This is a genomic window from Acinetobacter sp. FB, assembly GCF_056033405.1.
Window position 1 is genome coordinate 2,954,940 of sequence record NZ_CM148502.1, and the last position, 17,943, is coordinate 2,972,882.

19 protein-coding genes are annotated in these 17,943 nt (G+C 38.9%); 11 read left to right on the plus strand and 8 right to left on the minus strand.

Translation table 11 applies throughout. The annotated features are described in order from the left end of the window. Positions 1-183 precede the first annotated feature (183 nt). The 5 genes from AC0JIQ_RS14065 to holA all read left to right on the plus strand — a co-directional run bounded on the left by AC0JIQ_RS14065 (position 184) and on the right by holA (position 5,450). A complete protein-coding gene (locus AC0JIQ_RS14065; protein WP_474202004.1) occupies positions 184-555 on the plus strand; it encodes a DUF4124 domain-containing protein in 372 nt (123 codons plus the stop codon). Between the two features lie 76 nt (positions 556-631). Continuing rightward, a complete protein-coding gene (locus AC0JIQ_RS14070; RefSeq protein ID WP_474202005.1) occupies positions 632-1,096 on the plus strand; it encodes a DUF4124 domain-containing protein in 465 nt (154 codons plus the stop codon). Between the two features lie 134 nt (positions 1,097-1,230). Then, positions 1,231-3,855, plus strand: coding sequence for a leucine--tRNA ligase (leuS, locus tag AC0JIQ_RS14075; RefSeq protein WP_474202006.1), 2,625 nt, complete (start codon positions 1,231-1,233; stop codon positions 3,853-3,855). A gap of 88 nt (positions 3,856-3,943) precedes the next feature. Then, the gene (locus AC0JIQ_RS14080) at positions 3,944-4,453 is read left to right on the plus strand and encodes an LPS-assembly lipoprotein LptE (protein WP_005218406.1); all 510 of its coding nucleotides are present in this window, start codon (positions 3,944-3,946) and stop codon (positions 4,451-4,453) included. 7 nt (positions 4,454-4,460) lie between these two features. Beyond that, positions 4,461-5,450, plus strand: coding sequence for a DNA polymerase III subunit delta (holA, locus tag AC0JIQ_RS14085; protein ID WP_474202007.1), 990 nt, complete (start codon positions 4,461-4,463; stop codon positions 5,448-5,450). A 2-nt stretch (positions 5,451-5,452) separates the two neighbouring features. Here holA and AC0JIQ_RS14090 read toward each other — a convergent pair whose 3' ends face one another. After that, positions 5,453-5,902 carry a bacteriohemerythrin gene (locus AC0JIQ_RS14090; RefSeq protein ID WP_004659048.1) on the minus strand — a complete coding sequence of 150 codons (450 nt, stop codon included), beginning with the start codon at positions 5,900-5,902 and terminating at the stop codon, positions 5,453-5,455. A gap of 496 nt (positions 5,903-6,398) precedes the next feature. On the opposite strand from AC0JIQ_RS14090, the gene AC0JIQ_RS14095 reads away from it, so the two are divergent. The 4 genes from AC0JIQ_RS14095 (at position 6,399) to AC0JIQ_RS14110 (ending at position 12,336) form a co-directional block, all read left to right on the plus strand. Beyond that, positions 6,399-7,226: an SIR2 family NAD-dependent protein deacylase gene (locus AC0JIQ_RS14095; protein ID WP_474202008.1), complete on the plus strand. Its 828-nt coding sequence runs from the start codon at positions 6,399-6,401 to the stop codon at positions 7,224-7,226. 107 nt (positions 7,227-7,333) lie between these two features. Then, positions 7,334-8,668: a MacA family efflux pump subunit gene (locus AC0JIQ_RS14100; protein WP_474202009.1), complete on the plus strand. Its 1,335-nt coding sequence runs from the start codon at positions 7,334-7,336 to the stop codon at positions 8,666-8,668. Position 8,669: 1 nt separating this feature from the next. Next, positions 8,670-10,661, plus strand: a complete 1,992-nt coding sequence (locus AC0JIQ_RS14105) for a MacB family efflux pump subunit (protein WP_474202010.1) — start codon at positions 8,670-8,672, stop codon at positions 10,659-10,661. A 274-nt stretch (positions 10,662-10,935) separates the two neighbouring features. Beyond that, positions 10,936-12,336 carry an efflux transporter outer membrane subunit gene (locus tag AC0JIQ_RS14110; RefSeq protein WP_474202011.1) on the plus strand — a complete coding sequence of 467 codons (1,401 nt, stop codon included), beginning with the start codon at positions 10,936-10,938 and terminating at the stop codon, positions 12,334-12,336. A gap of 24 nt (positions 12,337-12,360) precedes the next feature. Here the strand turns inward: AC0JIQ_RS14110 and AC0JIQ_RS14115 are convergent, their stop codons facing one another. Further along, a complete protein-coding gene (locus AC0JIQ_RS14115; RefSeq protein ID WP_474202012.1) occupies positions 12,361-12,777 on the minus strand; it encodes a hypothetical protein in 417 nt (138 codons plus the stop codon). A 334-nt stretch (positions 12,778-13,111) separates the two neighbouring features. Here AC0JIQ_RS14115 and AC0JIQ_RS14120 point away from each other — a divergent pair, with 334 nt between their 5' ends. Beyond that, positions 13,112-13,588, plus strand: a complete 477-nt coding sequence (locus AC0JIQ_RS14120; protein WP_314369960.1) for a hypothetical protein — start codon at positions 13,112-13,114, stop codon at positions 13,586-13,588. Positions 13,589-13,704: 116 nt separating this feature from the next. Then, a complete protein-coding gene (locus AC0JIQ_RS14125) occupies positions 13,705-14,187 on the plus strand; it encodes a hypothetical protein (protein ID WP_474202013.1) in 483 nt (160 codons plus the stop codon). A gap of 96 nt (positions 14,188-14,283) precedes the next feature. Here AC0JIQ_RS14125 and AC0JIQ_RS14130 read toward each other — a convergent pair whose 3' ends face one another. From AC0JIQ_RS14130 to AC0JIQ_RS14155, 6 genes are all read right to left on the minus strand, one after another. Continuing rightward, positions 14,284-15,087 carry an enoyl-ACP reductase FabI gene (locus AC0JIQ_RS14130; protein ID WP_269228892.1) on the minus strand — a complete coding sequence of 268 codons (804 nt, stop codon included), beginning with the start codon at positions 15,085-15,087 and terminating at the stop codon, positions 14,284-14,286. A 141-nt stretch (positions 15,088-15,228) separates the two neighbouring features. Next, on the minus strand, positions 15,229-15,963 hold the full coding sequence (locus AC0JIQ_RS14135; RefSeq protein ID WP_474202014.1) for a Bax inhibitor-1/YccA family protein: 735 nt from the start codon (positions 15,961-15,963) through the stop codon (positions 15,229-15,231). Between the two features lie 370 nt (positions 15,964-16,333). Further along, positions 16,334-16,612 (minus strand): hypothetical protein, encoded by a 279-nt coding sequence (locus AC0JIQ_RS14140; protein ID WP_005162636.1) that lies wholly within the window; start codon positions 16,610-16,612, stop codon positions 16,334-16,336. A gap of 112 nt (positions 16,613-16,724) precedes the next feature. Continuing rightward, entirely contained in the window at positions 16,725-17,228 is a 504-nt protein-coding gene (locus AC0JIQ_RS14145) for a DUF6586 family protein (RefSeq protein ID WP_241283356.1), read from the minus strand. 72 nt (positions 17,229-17,300) lie between these two features. Next, positions 17,301-17,660: an ASCH domain-containing protein gene (locus tag AC0JIQ_RS14150; protein WP_474202015.1), complete on the minus strand. Its 360-nt coding sequence runs from the start codon at positions 17,658-17,660 to the stop codon at positions 17,301-17,303. Between the two features lie 6 nt (positions 17,661-17,666). Then, a complete protein-coding gene (locus AC0JIQ_RS14155; protein WP_004802550.1) occupies positions 17,667-17,912 on the minus strand; it encodes an RNA recognition motif domain-containing protein in 246 nt (81 codons plus the stop codon). Positions 17,913-17,943: the final 31 nt, after the last annotated feature.

The following is a 17,943-nucleotide window of genomic DNA, read 5'->3' on the forward strand; positions in this document are numbered from 1 at the left end:
AAGGTTTTTTTAGAATAATTTTTAGCTGTTGTTTTTTTAATCTCTCAGCTCAAGCTGATTTATCGATCCAAATGCCCATTTATCAAAAAAATATTTTCTTTTTATACAAAAATAGGCATTGTGATTGGCTAATTCAAACATTTTGATCGAATATAGACGGAATTCTTTTGGGGAGATCAAATTATGAAACCATCATATTTAAAAACAAGCCTATACGCTGTTGCAACTACGACTCTGCTTCTTTGTTCTAGCCAAAATTATGCTCAGCAGTACTACAAATGGATGGATGCTAATGGTTCAACCCATTACACCACAACCCCTCCACCAAAAGGAGCAAAACGATTAGATAAAATTTCCACTTATGGAAGTAGCACTCAAAATACAAACCCACCGAAAGCACAGCAACCTCAAAACGAAAATCAACCATCTTCTGAAACACAATCACCTCAAAGCTTTGGTCAACCTTCAACGAATGTAGCTTCTCAAACTCCAGCTACTACTGCACCTGTTCAAACTCAAACTACAGCACCAGTTAGAGTAAAACCAAATCTTTAGATTCTTTTAATATAATTGAATAAAATGGTGACTCTAATATCACCACTTTATTCAATTTTTTAAAATACGAATATTTATGACAAAAACTCTTTTCCAACAACATGCTGTAATCACATTAATATTATCTATTTATCCAGCTACAACCTACCCTCAAGATTTTTATAAATGGGTCGACGCGAGTGGCTCAACTCATTATTCAGCAACACCTCCACCCTCAAGTGCGAAAAAGTTAGGCTCTGTATCCACATATAGCAACAGTTTAGAACAAACTAAAAAACAACTTTCAGATAATAAACCAGTTCAAAATCTCAATCAGCCACCATTTCCAGTAACTCCAAAAGATAAATTTACAGCAAAAGAACGGGCTGAAATTGAAGCAAAAGTACGAAAAGGAATGCAAGATTACTCTAAGGAGAAACGCACCAATCCTTATATAGACATGTTCGGTTCACTGACGGAACAAGATCTTAGATCCTCTTTAGAATCAGAATATCTCCAGAAAAAAGAGAAGTTAGCAAATTCAAGATTATCAAATCGATAAAAGTATCTAATTTATAATTACTGATACTCAAAACCAGAAGATAAAATCTTGCTCTAAAAACTGACATTGCCCCCTATTTTGCGCTATGCTGTGCGGCAATCTTAACTTTAATTTTTGTTGTATCGCATATCCCTATGACGACTTCTCACATTGACTCCGAATATCAAGCAAGTGCCATTGAGCCTCAAGTTCAACAAGACTGGGACAATCGCAAAGTTTTTAAAGTTGCAGACACTGAAGAAGGCAAACATCGCTATATCCTATCGATGTTTCCCTACCCAAGTGGCAAACTGCATATGGGGCATGTGCGTAACTACACCATTGGTGACGTGATCAGCCGTTTTTACCGTCTAAAAGGTGAAACAGTGTTACAGCCAATGGGTTGGGATGCGTTTGGTTTGCCTGCTGAAAATGCAGCGATTGCTCATCAAGTTGCACCAGCAAAATGGACTTTTGAAAACATCGCGTACATGCGTGACCAATTAAAAAAATTGGGCTTGTCTGTCGATTGGGATCGTGAATTTGCGACCTGTACACCAGAATACTACCACTGGGAACAATGGTTATTCGTACAACTTTATAAGAAAGGCTTGATCTATCGTAAGCTTTCAACAGTGAACTGGGATCCTGTAGACCAGACCGTGTTAGCCAACGAGCAAGTTGAAAATGGTCGTGGCTGGCGTTCAGGTGCATTGGTTGAAAAACGTGATATTCCAATGTACTACTTCCGCATCACCGACTATGCACAAGAATTATTAGATGATTTAGACACATTAAAAGATGGTTGGCCACAACAGGTCTTGACCATGCAACGTAACTGGATTGGTCGTTCTACAGGGATGGAAATTACCTTCCCTTCTGCGAATACTGAAGTCTATGCAGATGGTTTAACTGTTTATACTACGCGTGCTGATACATTAATGGGTGTGACTTATGTTGCCGTTGCAGCAGAACACCCAATGGCGCTTACAGCGGCTGAAAACAATCCTGAACTTGCTGCATTTATTGAAGAATGCCGTATGGGTTCAGTTGCAGAAGCTGATCTCGCCACTGCTGAAAAGAAAGGTATGGCAACCGGCTTGTCTGTTAAGCATCCAGTTACAGGTGAAGATCTCCCTGTTTGGATTGCCAACTATGTATTGATGTCTTACGGTTCAGGCGCTGTGATGGCGGTTCCTGCACATGATGAGCGTGATTTTGAATTTGCCAATAAATTCAACTTGCCAATCAAGCAAGTCATCGATGCTAAAGGCGCTGATGATGCTGAATATTCAGCAACTGAATGGCAAGAATGGTACGGTTCTAAAGATGGCAAATTGGTGAATTCTGGTGAGTTTAATGGTTTAGCATTCCAAGCCGCTTTTGATGCTTTCCTTGCAAAATTAGAACCACAAACTCTAGCGAATGCTAAGGTTCAATTCCGTTTACGTGACTGGGGTGTTTCTCGTCAGCGTTATTGGGGTTGTCCAATTCCAATGATCAACTGTAACAACTGTGGTCAAGTCCCAGTGCCAGAAGATCAATTGCCAGTGGTATTACCGACGGATGTGGTTCCAGACGGTTCTGGTAACCCATTGAACAAGATGCCTGAATTCTATGAAACCAAATGCCCAAGCTGTGGCGGCGATGCACGTCGTGAAACAGATACCTTAGATACCTTTGTAGAATCATCTTGGTACTATGCGCGTTATGCATCTCCAGACTTTACTGGCGGGATGGTTAAACCAGAAGCGGCGCAAAGCTGGCTACCAGTGAACCAATATATCGGTGGTGTAGAGCACGCAATTCTGCACTTACTTTATGCACGTTTCTTCCATAAATTGATGCGTGATGAAGGCGTAGTACAAGGCAATGAACCATTCACCAACTTGCTCACTCAAGGCATGGTGTTGGCAGACACCTTCTACCGTGAAGCAGAGAGTGGCAAGAAAACTTGGTTTAACCCTGCTGACATCGAATTAGAGCGTGATGAGAAAGGTCGTATCCTTTCAGCGAAATATTCAGGTGATGGTCAGGAAGTTGTGATCGGCGGACAAGAAAAAATGTCTAAGTCGAAAAACAATGGTATTGATCCACAAGCGATTATCGACCAATACGGCGCAGATACCGCACGTGTCTTTATGATGTTCGCTGCCCCACCTGATCAATCTTTAGAATGGTCAGATGCAGGTGTTGAAGGGGCTAACCGCTTCTTGAAACGTGTATGGCGCTTGGCTGCTGGTTTCTTAGAAAAAGGCAATCAGGCAACGGCAATCGATAGCGCGAATCTTTCTACAGATGCGCAAGATTTACGTCGTAAAACCCATGAAACCATTCAAAAAGTGGGTGATGACATCGAGCGTCGCCATGCTTTCAATACTTCTATTGCAGCATTGATGGAATTATTGAATGCGACTAATAAGTTTGAAGCAAAAGATGACAATGATGTAGCAGTTGCACGTGAAGCTATTACAACTTTATTGACTTTACTTGCCCCATTTGCACCACATTTAAGTCAAACACTTTTAGCACAGTTTAGTATTGATATTAATACGACACTGTTCCCACAAGTGGATGAGTCAGCGTTAACCCGTAATACGCAAACGATTGTTGTACAAGTGAATGGGAAACTTCGTGGTAAGTTAGACGTCGCAGTCGATATCTCAAAAGATGAGTTATTGGCTTTGGCAAAAGCACTGCCAGAAGTTCAGCAATTCTTGACTGGTCCAACCAAGAAAGAAATTGTAGTGCCAAATAAACTTGTTAATTTAGTTGTTTAATAATTCTTTCTAACCTCTCTTAAATATAAGAGAGGTTTTAATCCTCTACCAAAGAGGAATTAGAATAGATTTGATTAGAGGAATAAATATGCACTTAGCACAACGTTTAGCTGCTATTGTTTTAACTTTAGGTCTAAGTGCAGGCTTAGTTGGCTGTGGCTTTCATTTAAAGGGAAGCTATCCAACGGCAACACCATTGGTTTATAACAAACTAACTTTGGTTTTACCTGACAATACCGATGAACTCGAGAATCGTCTCAGCATCTATCTCAGTGCTACGGGCGTACAACTCAGTAATGCCAATGATGCCTATGTACTTCGTATCTTAGATTATACTCCTCGTCGCCAGTTATTGAATGGTAAATTGACTGAAGTACTATTGCGTTTAACCGTGACTTTCCAAATTGAAGATCGTCAAGGCAATAAAATCACAGAACCACGTACACTCACTGCATCTCGCACGTATCAATATGATGTGGCAACTGTAAATACAGATAACCAACAAGAAGCGTATCTGAACCGTATCATTATTGATGATATTGCCCAGCAAATTACGCGTCAAATTGCAGCGAATCGTTTACCCAAAGCTCAACCATAATTTTTTTATGAAGTTAGATTATGTTCAAGCATTAAAACGTATTGCAGAAGCCCGTGGTGCATGGATCATTCATGGGCAAGAACCTTTACTTGAGCAAAACTTACTTGATGCTTTTCGTAAAAGTTGGCAACAGCATGAAGTTGAACGTCAGCGTTATGACATCAGTAGCGTCAATGATTGGAAAAATGTTTTTAATGCGCTGAATAGCTTATCGCTGTTTTCTCAGCAACTCGCCATTGAAGTACATGGCAATATCAAGCCCGATGCCAACGGCTTAAAACTGCTTAAACACTATATTCAACATAATGAACATAACTTATTGCTGATCGTTTTGCCTAAACAAGACAGCAGCAGTTTAAAGTCTGCCTTTTTCCAAGTCGTGGAGGCCAATGGTGTTGTAGTTTCTTTGACCGCAACCTATCCACAAGACCGACAAAAAATCTTAAATTTAGAAGCAGAAAAATTAGGCATTCAACTGGATCATGATGCTTGGCAATGGCTGATGCAGCATCATGAACATAATCTATTGGCTGCGAAAAACAGCCTAATGCGTGTAGCAGATACCTTTCCTGATATACAAAAAATTCAGATTGAACAGCTATATGCTTGTTTGCAAGATCAGTCACGTTATACCACTTATGATCTGAGCGATGCACTACTTGCTGGTAACTTGGCGCAATCCATTAAGATTTATCAATATTTGATTGCGGCTGGTGAACCTGACAGTCTAATTTTGTGGACATTGAATAAAGAAATGCGTCTTCTGATGCAACTCTTTGAGCAGCCCCATAATGCGATACAAATTGGTATTTGGAAAACTAAAGTATCCGAATATCAACAAGCTTTACGTCGTCTAAATCCAAGACAGTTCTTGCTTTGGCCTGAACTATTGTTGCGCATTGATGCTGCAATCAAAGGGATGTCTAAAGAAAACTCAGAGCATCTTATGCTACAGGCGGTCGGAGAGTTATGTGGCAACCGCCTGTTTTCATCATAATTTTAACTAAATATACGAGAGAACCAGCTCTTTCCTTTGGTTTGTTCTTGGGTGCGTAAATATCGAATCATATTATCACGCACAGCATCGACATAATCCTGATCATCATGCTGTATATGATTAATCAACCATTTTGAGAGTAATCGATATAAATCATTTTCAACTGCTTCCCCTTTTTCAAAGCGTTGACGATAATCATTCAGTCTTTTGACAAATAAATCATGTATACCTTTATGCGAAGGTAAATATTGATAATTGACCTGCATTAATAAATTTTCTTCAAAGCTAAAATGTGATTGCGTGTAATCAATCAGATCTTCCAATACTTCTTGAATCTTAGAGCGATGACCACTCACCCGAATTTCTTCTAATCTATTGATATAATCTAATATTTGGCGATGCTGATGATCAATTACATCGATACCGATATTAAAGCTTTCTTGCCATTCCATTTTATTTCCCCTGTGAATTTTCCTATCAAATCACTTGTACTTATTTACATATTTTTTATGACTTTATTGCTTAGATTAAAACCATAAAAAAAATATGGAATTAGATCTTACAATTTTTACAACCTTAAATCCATAAAAAAATTAAGGTTTTATTAAATTTATTTACCTTATATTAAAAATAAATGTAAGAAATTGAAATTTATAATTATTATTTTTAAAATAACTATTTTAATGAAAATTTGGAAAGGCTGAGAAGGCTAAATTAGAGACGTAACTCATTTTTAATGAATAATGTAATTCAACCTACTTTAAATACATAAACGCGATCTTTTCTAAATCAAGATCGTCTCTTCGATAGAACTCAATAGGTCATCAATCGCCGTTAGCTCAATCATCACCAGAAAGTTATAATTCACTCAATATTTCTCAATTTTAGGGTAAATTATACTGAGATCAACTCAATAAAATACGATGACAGAGGATAAGAATACGGATCATGCAGCAACTCAGCCCAATCGAAATTGAAAGAATTAAAAGTTTATTCTCAAAAGCCGATAGCCTAATTATCAGTGCGGGTGCAGGTATGGGCGTTGACTCAGGTCTGCCCGACTTTCGAGGCAATCAAGGCATGTGGCGAGCTTATCCAGAATTGGGTAAACAACGTATCGACTTTACCAAAATAGCCAATCCAGCAGCATTTAAATTTCAGCCAAATTTAGCATGGGGTTTTTATGGACATCGTTTGGCACTATATCGTCAAACCTTGCCGCATCAAGGTTTTAATTTACTCAAACAACTCGCTGAAAAATTAGACCTCCCCTACTTTGTATTTACTTCGAATGTTGATGGGCAATTTCAAAAAGCAGGTTTTGATCCAAACCAAATTTATGAGTGTCATGGCTCGATCCACCATCTTCAATGCTCAGAACCTTGCCAACTCACAACATGGTCAGCAAATGAATTAACGCCTGAGATTGATCATCAAAATTGTCAATGGTTAGGACAACTCCCACTATGCCCACATTGTGGAAATTTATCCCGCCCAAATATTTTGATGTTTAATGATTATGCTTGGGTCAGCCAAAGACACACTCAACAAGCGAGACGCTTAGAAAATTTTTTAAAAGCCCACAATCAATCTATTGTCATTGAAATAGGTGCAGGCACAGCCATTCCAACCGTTCGTTATTTCAGTGAGCGTTTCGCACCACAACTCATCCGAATCAATCCTCGTGAAGCAATGCTTCCATCCAAGGGAGGAGTCTCAATCGCAGAAAATGCAGCCATTGGTATTCAAAATATTTATCAGATTCTAGTCGAATAATTTCAATAAAATTTGATAATAATTATCATTCTAGATTAAAAATATCCACGTTTTATCCTTATTTCGCTTTTATACTGGTTTGAGTTTCCAAATTTCGATCTGTTGCCATGCCAAAAACAAGTTCTAAAAAAATACCATTAAGTAAAATAATAATAATCGCTATCGGTGTCGCGATTATTGCAGCCGTTGCATGGTTTTTCTTTAAACCTAAAGATCAAGCACCACAATATATTAGTGCTGAAGTTTCCAAAGGTGATATTGAAGATTCAGTACTCGCAACGGGTGTACTTGAAGCAACCAAGATGGTCAGTGTGGGTGCTCAGGTTTCAGGTCAAGTGAAAAAAATGTATGTTCAGTTAGGCGATCAAGTCAAACAAGGTCAACTGATTGCACAAATCGACTCGATTCGCCAAGAAAACGAATTAAAAACAGCCAAAGCGAATATTCAAAATCAACAGGCTCAATTGGCGGTACAACAAGCCAATTTAGCAAAAGTTGAAGCTGAATATAAACGCCAGCAGGCAATGTTTAGCCAAGATGCAACTTCACGCGCAGAACTTGAAACAGCACTAGCAAACTTTAAAACAGCACAAGCTCAAATTGCAGCAATCAATGCGCAAATTGAACAATCTCGTTTAACACTCGCAACTGCACAAGAGAATTTAGGTTATACCAGTATTGTTGCACCAATGGATGGGACAGTGGTTGCCATTGTGACCGAAGAAGGTCAAACGGTGAATGCCAACCAAACCGCGCCAACAATTGTGAAATTAGCGAAATTAGATACGATGACAATTAAGGCTCAAATTTCTGAAGCCGATGTCATGAAAGTTGAAAAAGGTCAAACCGTTTACTTCACGACATTAGGCAATAGTGACAAAAAACATTACGCACAGCTACGTCAAGTTGAGCCAGCACCAAACTCTATCAATACTGAAACAACCAATACCAGTTCATCATCATCAAGCACAGCCGTGTACTACAACGCTTTGTTTGATGTTCCAAATGAAGACGGTAAGTTACGTATTGATATGACTGCACAGGTCTATATTGTTTTAGCTGAAGCAAAAAATGTACTAACAATTCCTGCCGCTGCCATCCAAACTAGACGTTCAAACAAAAAAGAAAATGGCAATAATTCGGTTGCAACAGATAAAGCAAAAAATACAGATACTCAGAAAGCGCAGCATCCTAAACGCCTAGATTTGACTGAAGCTGAAAAAGCGTTAATTGCTCAAGGTAAAGCATCTACAGGAATGGTTCGTGTGTTACAAGCGGATGGGACTGCTCAACCTCAACCTGTGTTAATCGGCCTTAATAATCGTGTCAATGCGCAAGTGCTGAGAGGTTTAAAACAAGGTGATCAAGTGGTGATTGCAGATGCAACTGATAGCTCAAACGAATCAGCAAAACGTAGCAATCAACGTGCAATGAGAATGTAATATGACTCAAGATCAAACGCATTCTTCACAGCCATTACTTGAGGTTAATGACCTCACTCGTGAGTTCCCTGCGGGTGAAGGTACAGTACAAATTCTCAAAGGCATTAATTTAAAAATTTATGCAGGTGAGTTGGTTGCAATCGTCGGACAATCAGGCTCAGGTAAATCGACCCTGATGAACATCTTGGGTTGTCTGGATAAGCCCAGCGCAGGGAGTTACAAGGTCAATGGTCGAGAAACACGCCAACTGGAACCAGATGAACTTGCACAACTACGCCGTGAATATTTTGGTTTTATTTTCCAGCGTTATCACTTACTCGGTGATTTGAGTGCTTCCGGTAATGTTGAAGTACCTGCAATTTATGCAGGCGTTGATAGCCATATTCGTCAGGAACGCTCTGCTAAATTGTTGTCTGAGCTAGGCCTTGAAGAACGCTTACATCATCGACCAAGTCAGCTATCTGGTGGTCAGCAACAACGTGTCTCCATCGCCCGTGCCTTGATGAATGGCGGCGATGTGATTCTTGCCGATGAGCCAACAGGTGCATTGGATAAGAATAGTGGTATTGAAGTGATGCGCATTTTGCGTGAGCTAAATGCCAAAGGCCATACCATTATTCTGGTCACTCATGATCTCAATGTCGCGCAAAATGCGACCCGAATTATTGAGATCAGCGACGGTAATATTATTTCAGACCGTGCAAATGTGCCTGAAAATGCCGATTCTGATTTAGAGCATCAGACCCTACAACGCACACCACAAAAGAAAACCTCGGCTTGGCGCTCTTTCTTTGATCGTCTCGGTGAAGCATTCCGTATGGCACTGCTTGCCATGAATGCCCACCGTATGCGGACGTTCCTGACCATGCTCGGAATTATTATCGGGATCGCATCCGTGGTCTCGGTGGTTGCGTTGGGGAATGGCTCACAAAAGCAAATTTTAGAAAATATCAGTAGCCTCGGTACCAATACCATTACCGTGTATCAGGGTCGTGGCTTTGGTGATAACTCGCGTGCTTCACAAGTCAAAACACTGGTGCCTGCTGATGCAGAAGCTTTGGCGGAACAGCCTTACGTGGATGGGGTGAGTCCATCCGCCAATACCAGTGTGACGCTACGCTACAAAGACACTGAAGCATCGGCAACAGTAAATGGTGTCAGTGCTGATTTCTTCTATGTCCGTGGCATGACCTTTAAATCAGGACAGCCTTTTGACAAAAACAGTGTTACTCAGCGTGCCCAAGATGTAGTAATTGATACTAATACGGAAAAAACCTTCTTTGCTGATGGGGCCAATCCCGTTGGTCAAGTATTGTTATTGGGCAGTGTACCTAGCCGTATTATTGGTGTGATTGATGCTCAACAAGGCTTTATGGGCAACTCTGACAGCTTGAATGTTTACTTACCTTATTCGACAGTCATGAGCCGTATGTTAGGTCAGTCTAATGTACGCAGCATTATTGTTCGTATTAAAGATGAATATCCGAGTAGTGCCGCTGAAAATGCCATTTTGACTCTACTCGAACAACGTCACGGCGCACAGGACGTATTTACCCAAAACTCTGACAGTATTCGTGAAACCATCCAACAGACGACGGCAACCATGACCCTGTTAATTTCTGCAATCGCGGTGATTTCTTTGGTCGTTGGTGGTATTGGGGTTATGAACATTATGCTGGTTTCTGTGACCGAACGAACCCAAGAGATTGGCGTACGTATGGCCGTTGGAGCTCGACAAAGTGACATTTTGCAGCAATTCCTGATTGAAGCAATTTTAGTCTGCTTATTGGGCGGCGTACTTGGTGTGCTGCTCTCTTTAGGGATTGGGCAAATTATTGGGCACTTTGCCAAAGGCATCATTGAAATGAGTTATTCAACTACATCAATCGTAGCGGCCTTTGTGTGTTCAAGCATGATTGGTATTGTTTTTGGCTTTTTGCCAGCACGAAATGCGGCACAACTCGATCCAGTTGCGGCTTTAGCGAGAGAATAACCAGCAAAAATTGATCTCAGGAATAAGATACTCGGGAATGCCATCCGCAACCTGCGTAGTATCAACAAGATATTGTTTCTGCGAGAAGTTAGATAAATGAAAAAATAGAACAGGTTTTGCGGATGACGATGGTTTTGCCTACTTTTCCCGAAATGAGAAACAGCGTTTCGTAAGGTAGGTCGAGCCGAAGGCTTAAACTGAAAATGGATGAGAACTCGATAAGACACTGTCTCGATAATCATGCTCTTTCAAATTATTAAGGGAATGACGATCAATGTTATTCAAACAACATAAAATCGCACTTGCACTTTGTCTCAGCACATCATTAGCTGGCTGTTCTGCTGTCGTCAAAACACCCTATAACGCACCAACAGTACAAGTGCCACAACAGTTCCAATACGATGCACAAAAAAGTAAAAATGTGAATCTAACGGATCAATGGTGGACGTTATTTAACGATGCCCAACTGAATCAATTGGTCGATCAGGTTCTCGCTAAAAATAGTGATTTAACTGTTGCGGGGATTACCCTTAAACAAGCTCGTTTACAGGCAGGTTTGGCTGAAAATAAACAAGGTATTCGAACCAGTTCTAGTGTTTCCGCAGGTCATAACTATGACCTCCGTTCCGGCGATGGCTCTGACCGTGGTTTATCGACCAGTGTCGGTATTAGCTATGAACTCGATTTATTTGGCAAGCTCGCCAATCAAACGGAAGCAAGTCAATGGGAAGCCTTAGCCACTGAACAAGATTTACAAGCCACAGCACAAAGTCTGGTTGGAACCACAGCAAAACTGTATTGGCAACTTGGCTATCTGAATGAACGCTATCAAACCATTCAGCAGAACTTGGCTTCGACCCAAAAAATCTATTCTTTGGTGAAATCACAGTATAAAGCGGGTGCTGTTTCAGGTTTAGATTTAACTCAAGCGGAACAATCGGTGCAAAGCCAAAAAGCCAGTTTAAGCCAAATTGAGCAGCTTCGTGTTGAAGCGCGTACTGCGATTGCTGTATTGCTACATGAACCTGTTCAACAACTGAATATTCAAGAGCCTACACAACTACCTCGCAATACTCTTCCGAATATCGCGGTCGGACTCCCTGCGGATATTTTATCGCGTCGTCCAGACTTACAAGCGTCTGAATTACGCCTACGCAAAACCTTAGCCAATAAAGATGCAACCAAAGCCAGCTATTATCCATCGATTAATTTGACGGGAAATCTAGGTTCATCTAGTACCTCTTTAACACAACTGTTAAAGAACCCTGCTTTAACTTTAGGTGCAAGTCTAAGCCTACCTTTTCTTCAATATAATGATATGAAGAAAGATATTGCGATTAGTGATCTTGAATATGAGAAAGCGATTACACAGTATCGTCAAACTTTATACCAAGCTTTTGCCGATGTGGAAAATGCATTATCAAATCGCACTCAGCTAAATCAACAAGTTCAGCTTCAGCAACGCAATCTTGAGTTAGCAGATAAAACCGAACGCTTAACTGAAGTGCGTTATCGCAATGGTGCGATTGCATTAAAGAATTTACTTGATGCTCAAGAGACCACACGCAATGCACGACTCAGCTTAGTTGAAACCAAGCAGAATCAATACAATGCCTATGTAACATTAATGCAAGCACTTGGCGGAAGTCCTGTGAAAGAACTGCCAAAACAATAGCTCTAGCGCTATTGTTTTGCGCGCTTATTCTTTCACTAGATCTGGATTATTCTGGATCTGTTGAATACGTTTAATCTTGTCCTGATCATCAAAAACAACTTCATACGAAAGTTTCTGACCATTGAAATACATCTCAGTTGGAGAGCCAATCACTTCCCATAGACCAATGGTGGCAATATCCGCAGTCGTGTGCCATAGCGTACGGCTGATTCTAGCTGCTTTTGAGTAGCCTTGCTGGAAAGTATAAATCTCTTTACGTTCTCCATTTACGGTTTCGGAAGTGATGGGTGCGCCCAATTCAGAAATCACATAATTTCGATGTTTGCCCACTTCTAAAACCGTCAGATTCTTTTTATGCGGTTGGTTACTTGCCATCACTGCGGCACAACCTTGAAGTGAAAGAAGAATGACTAATCCTAAAACAACAGCTATTTTCTTCACGTTTTAACCTACCCCGAAAGCTAAAAAATAATACATCTATCGACATTCTCTTTAGAATTTTCGATTAAACAAAAAACAGCATTAATTAGCATATAAAGTATTAACTGACAAATGATTAATTTTATTGATCAGTAAATTTCTCATCACCGAATTAAGCATTAGATCGAAGACTTAAAGAATTCTATTTCACATCATTTTTATATTGACGCAAATACTGCTGTTTTATATGCTGAGTAAGATAAATAGAAATAAGATAAAAACCTAATAGTTATATAATTTTATTTATAGGGTAAATGTCTTCTGTAAATGAAATCGAGTACAAAGAGAGTACATCATGGATAAAGAAAGTTTTTATGATGAATTAGACAAATTTATAATACTACCTGGAAAAATAGATTGCCTATCAAAGAGTAGTTTTGAAGCTGTTCAATTATCTGATGAGGCAAGAAAGCATCGCAATATAGTTTATTTATGGAGAACTTCACAGGAATTTCCACGATTTAAAGGTCTAAGTAATATTTTATATATTGGACAAACCAAGCATTCATTTGCAGCTAGATATCGAGATCATGCCAAATGGATTACAACAAAGGCAAACTCGCTAAAATATGCTCATGCTATTGAAGAGTATGGTCCCATCACTATATCTGTTTGTGATTTTAGTCGATTTGGTTCAACGTTAAAGCAAGCTGAAGGACAGTTGCTGTGGTGGTATTTTCAAAATCATTGTGAGTATCCACCAATCAACTACACCAAAACTAAAATTAGAACAGATGAATATCTTAGTACATATTTTCAAACAGATTCTTAAATAGAAAAAATTTACTATAAGTTAAATCTAGTTGTGTGCTCAGAATCCTGTATTACAATTAATTCATTAATGGATCATCATAGTTTTATCGACAAAACTAAATACGTGAGAATTCTATGGCGGCATGGCAATTTAAAGTCTGCTTAATTCCCCAAAGCTGTTTCAATACGAATGAGATAGACGTTTCTAGATTTTATGATGCAGATGGTAATTACGATACCTCTTTTGCTTGGAAAAATCGTCCAGTAAATGATGTAAAAGATGAAATTATAAAATATTACGCCTTATCTAAATCATGGCATGAGGACTTAGTTAGTTTCGGGGATGAAGAGAAAACTGATTGCCAAGCATGGTATGAAGAAAGTGCCTTAGAAAACATTCAGTTTCGAATAGATATGCGTGGCAATTTTGTTTTAGATATTGAACAGATTATTGATATTGCACAAAAAATTTCTTGTGTATTTTTTATACCTGAACAAAAGTGCATAACTGAACCAAATGTATTCAAAGTAATCAGTCATATTAAAAAATCAAATGCATATTTATTCGCTAAAGATACTGAACAATGGTTTAACAGTATAGAAAACCATAATAAATGAGTTCGAAAGATGGATTGTCATTTTTATAATTTCACTATCTTCTAAAAAATAAAGCCGCTATAAAAGCGGCTTTATTAAATAATTAGATTAATCTAATTATTCATCATCCATCATTGATTGGCTCATACCTACAGTATTGAAACCACCATCAACATATAAGATTTCACCCGTAATACCAGAAGCCCATGGTGAGCAAAGGAACAATGCAGCATTACCCACTTCTTCAATCGTCACATTACGTTGTAGCGGAGCAATCTTTTCATTAGCATCTAACATTTTACGGAATGATTTGATACCTGAAGCAGCCAATGTGCGAATTGGGCCAGCAGAGATCGCATTCACACGAATCCCCTCTTTACCCAAGCTTAGTGCTAAATAACGCACACCCGCTTCTAACGATGCTTTAGCCATGCCCATCACGTTATAGTTTGGCATCACACGCTCAGAACCTTGATAAGTCAAGGTTAATAAACAACCTTTACGTGCTTGTAATAAAGGTTTTGCAGCACGCGCCATCGCAACAAAGCTATACGCGCTAATGTCATGTGCGATTTTGAAACCATCACGGTCAGTCACATCGGTAAAATCACCATCTAGTGTATGTGCAGGTGCAAAACCAATCGAATGCACAACACCGTCTAAACCATCCCAGTGTTTTGCCAACTCAACAAAAGTATTGTCAATTTCTGCATCAATCGCTACATCACAAGGGAAAACGAGGGTTGAACCAAACTGTGCTGCAAAGTCATCAACACGTTTTTTTAGCTTTTCATTTGGATAAGTAAATGCTAACTCTGCGCCTTCACGGTGTAATGCTGTCGCAATACCGAAAGCAATTGATAATTTACTTGCAATACCAGCAATTAAAAAACGCTTACCAGCTAAAAGTCCTTGTGACATCTTATTCTCACTCGAAAAATTTTCACCACATCATGCCAACATTCCTGATTTTTCGGAATTGCATAATCCACCTTTTTTACAATCTTGCATAAAAAAATCGCCTTCATGTGAAGACGATTTATGTTTTATATTAATTTAAATTTAATCATCACCTTGAATTAGGCTTAATAAGCGCATGAATGAATAGTACATCCACACTAAAGTCGCAAGTAAAGCAATCGCACATACCCATTCAAATGCTTTAGGAGCGCGTTGTGCTGCTGCATTTTCAATAAGATCAAAATCTAAAATCAGATTAAGTGATGCAATTACTGCAACAAATGCAGCAAAACCAATACCCAACCAATTGCTTTCAAAGATATAAGGAATACTTGAGCCAAAGATTAACCGTAAAACGATCTGCACAACAAAAACTAAAGCAATCGCAATAGAAGCTGAAATTACAATTGCCTTAAATTTTTCAGTCGCACGAATAATTTGGAATTTATATAACGCGAATAAAACCAAGGTTGTAACAAAGGTCGCAAGCAAAGCTTGTAAAGGAACACCTGGAAACTTCAGTTGAAAAATAAAAGAGATACCACCTAAAAATGCACCTTCAAATAATGCATAAGGAATTGCTAAAGCTGGTGCAGTATTTGACTTGAAAGTGGTAATCAAAGCTAAAATTAAGCTACCAATAATTCCAACAATTGTTGCAGCATAGGCAATTGAAAGATTAGCAGTGATTGCACAATAGAAAAATAGTGCCACTCCCAATACAGCTGCAATCACTGTCAATAATACTGACTTTTGAATCGCACCTTGAATGGTCATTGGCTCAGTTATATCAGTATAGGTTTCCACCCGAGTTAAAATTGGATTATTACTTTGCATGTAAGCTCTCTTTTTATAGTAAGCAAATAAAAATTGAGTTTATGATATTTTTTATTCAATCCCAATATTTTTTACATTTAATAAAGCTTTAATTTTTTTGCAATTTATTGATAGCTAATCCATTAAAAATATATGAAACAAAGTACTTGATTGCAAAATTAAAGCACATTTTATGGCTATAACTTTCATTTCGTAGCGAGAACCATAAGCTTTTATTTACAGTCTAGATATATTTATACCAAGTGAATTAATTGTAATAAAATCTGAAAATCTGTATTCATCTAAGTAACATAATCAATAAAAAAGGAGTCGCATTTTAGGACTCCTTTTTAAATCATTTTTTAGATTAGAGTGAAATATTACAGCCCTTTTAGCTAAAGTGCTGCGGTTGCTCATCAATAACTTCTGCTTGTAACTGATTCATCTGTTTTTCCAACAAACCAAATAAAGCGGCTTGGATCATATGCTGTGCAACGGTTGGTGTCTGATCACCCAAAATCTTTTTAACATCTTCACTAAATTGAATTTTAACCAAAGGCTCTGCTTCCGAACCTGCATTACGCAAGGCAAGCTCTCCGCCTTCAAGTTGAACTAACTCGAGAACGGCTTCTTGGCTACCAAATAACTCTTTTAACTGTTGCATTGACATACAATTACTCCATGTTTCTACATGGTGGCAAAGCGCTACTGCACTTTGCAATCTCACGTCTTATTTATATAAGTGCTATTCACTCATATTTCAAGTCTATGTTGTACTCGAATTAAAACTCAACCATTTCATTACGAAAACCGTCAATCAAATGGCTTAAATCTCTATGCCATTCTCGTAATATTTTCGCATCGGGTAACCATGCTTGCGGGCTTTGAGTCACCTTAATAATCAAATTCGATGAGGTCTCATTTTCAGGCTCTGGTGCTGTTGGCTCTGGTGCGTACTGACATAAACGATACGCACGTTTGAGTTCTGCAATAAAACCATCTTTAGCAAGTTGCTGTAATACTGAAACTTCTGGTGAGACTTGTCCTTTAACTGCCATCTGTTCTTCAATCGACTTAAAGGTCGGTTGTAAATCATTTAAACGATAATAGCGCACCAATTCTTGTAAAAACGCTAAAATTGCCCCGTGTAAATGAAATACTGCTGCCTCACGATATGCCTGCGCTTGTTGAATATGTTCAGTTTGCTCAGCTTGTTGACATGCAAGTCGGGCAAAATACAATTTTTGATTGGTACGATCAGCATGGTAGCGAGCAACACGAGACATAATAAATCCCTTTTTCAGTTCATTTAAATCAAGACTGATTGTAAAGCGAATTGATGCTGAAACAAATAGCACTCACAACATCAATTCAATACGATAAAGTTTTCGCTTGGCAATGACTTGAATCGGTGGATCAATCGGACGAATATTGCGAATGACCCAAGCCAAATATCCTTCAGCCCAATACGTTGCACAAGCTGCATCAACTTCATCAGATTGCCATGGATGCACTGATTCAATATCCACCAGTGCAACGGCTAAACCAACGTCTTCATCCCCATCATTCAAAAGAAAGTGTTGATTCTCTACAATCATCAAATCCTTCAGCGGCAACATTTCAGGTTGCCATGAGCGAACTTCAAGCGTTTTAATTTTCTTCGCTATTCGCTCAGCATTTGGCGCAACAATTGATAAAGCCGTATATTGCTTTAACATTGCTAATTAAGCTTTATCATCCGCAGCTTTGACGCGAATGCCTTGGCTTTTTACTTTCAAGGTGTTTAAACCTTTAATTGCTTTAATCGCCTCACGTGGATTTGGCATTTCAACAAAACCAAAACCTTTCGATTTCCCCGTTGCTTCGTCTTTGACCACGACACAAGACTCAACTTTTCCATATGCTTTAAATAAGTCGAGAATTTCCGCATCAGTCACATTACGGTCTAAATTACGAACTAAAATTTTCATGCTAAAACCTAAAAGATGATTCATTGTAGAA

What these genes read in the sequence shown, in the direction of transcription:
- AC0JIQ_RS14120 (WP_314369960.1), top strand. Translation starts at nt 13,112, where the DNA reads ATGGATAAAGAAAGTTTTTATGATGAATTAGACAAATTTATAATACTA.
- AC0JIQ_RS14140 (WP_005162636.1), bottom strand. Translation starts at nt 16,612, where the DNA reads ATGTCAATGCAACAGTTAAAAGAGTTATTTGGTAGCCAAGAAGCCGTT.
- AC0JIQ_RS14125 (WP_474202013.1), top strand. Translation starts at nt 13,705, where the DNA reads ATGGCGGCATGGCAATTTAAAGTCTGCTTAATTCCCCAAAGCTGTTTC.
- leuS (WP_474202006.1), top strand. Translation starts at nt 1,231, where the DNA reads ATGACGACTTCTCACATTGACTCCGAATATCAAGCAAGTGCCATTGAG.
- AC0JIQ_RS14110 (WP_474202011.1), top strand. Translation starts at nt 10,936, where the DNA reads ATGTTATTCAAACAACATAAAATCGCACTTGCACTTTGTCTCAGCACA.
- AC0JIQ_RS14100 (WP_474202009.1), top strand. Translation starts at nt 7,334, where the DNA reads ATGCCAAAAACAAGTTCTAAAAAAATACCATTAAGTAAAATAATAATA.
- AC0JIQ_RS14135 (WP_474202014.1), bottom strand. Translation starts at nt 15,963, where the DNA reads ATGCAAAGTAATAATCCAATTTTAACTCGGGTGGAAACCTATACTGAT.
- AC0JIQ_RS14145 (WP_241283356.1), bottom strand. Translation starts at nt 17,228, where the DNA reads ATGTCTCGTGTTGCTCGCTACCATGCTGATCGTACCAATCAAAAATTG.
- holA (WP_474202007.1), top strand. Translation starts at nt 4,461, where the DNA reads ATGAAGTTAGATTATGTTCAAGCATTAAAACGTATTGCAGAAGCCCGT.
- AC0JIQ_RS14070 (WP_474202005.1), top strand. Translation starts at nt 632, where the DNA reads ATGACAAAAACTCTTTTCCAACAACATGCTGTAATCACATTAATATTA.
- AC0JIQ_RS14065 (WP_474202004.1), top strand. Translation starts at nt 184, where the DNA reads ATGAAACCATCATATTTAAAAACAAGCCTATACGCTGTTGCAACTACG.
- AC0JIQ_RS14150 (WP_474202015.1), bottom strand. Translation starts at nt 17,660, where the DNA reads ATGTTAAAGCAATATACGGCTTTATCAATTGTTGCGCCAAATGCTGAG.
- AC0JIQ_RS14155 (WP_004802550.1), bottom strand. Translation starts at nt 17,912, where the DNA reads ATGAAAATTTTAGTTCGTAATTTAGACCGTAATGTGACTGATGCGGAA.
- AC0JIQ_RS14095 (WP_474202008.1), top strand. Translation starts at nt 6,399, where the DNA reads ATGCAGCAACTCAGCCCAATCGAAATTGAAAGAATTAAAAGTTTATTC.
- AC0JIQ_RS14105 (WP_474202010.1), top strand. Translation starts at nt 8,670, where the DNA reads ATGACTCAAGATCAAACGCATTCTTCACAGCCATTACTTGAGGTTAAT.
- AC0JIQ_RS14090 (WP_004659048.1), bottom strand. Translation starts at nt 5,902, where the DNA reads ATGGAATGGCAAGAAAGCTTTAATATCGGTATCGATGTAATTGATCAT.
- AC0JIQ_RS14130 (WP_269228892.1), bottom strand. Translation starts at nt 15,087, where the DNA reads ATGTCACAAGGACTTTTAGCTGGTAAGCGTTTTTTAATTGCTGGTATT.
- AC0JIQ_RS14080 (WP_005218406.1), top strand. Translation starts at nt 3,944, where the DNA reads ATGCACTTAGCACAACGTTTAGCTGCTATTGTTTTAACTTTAGGTCTA.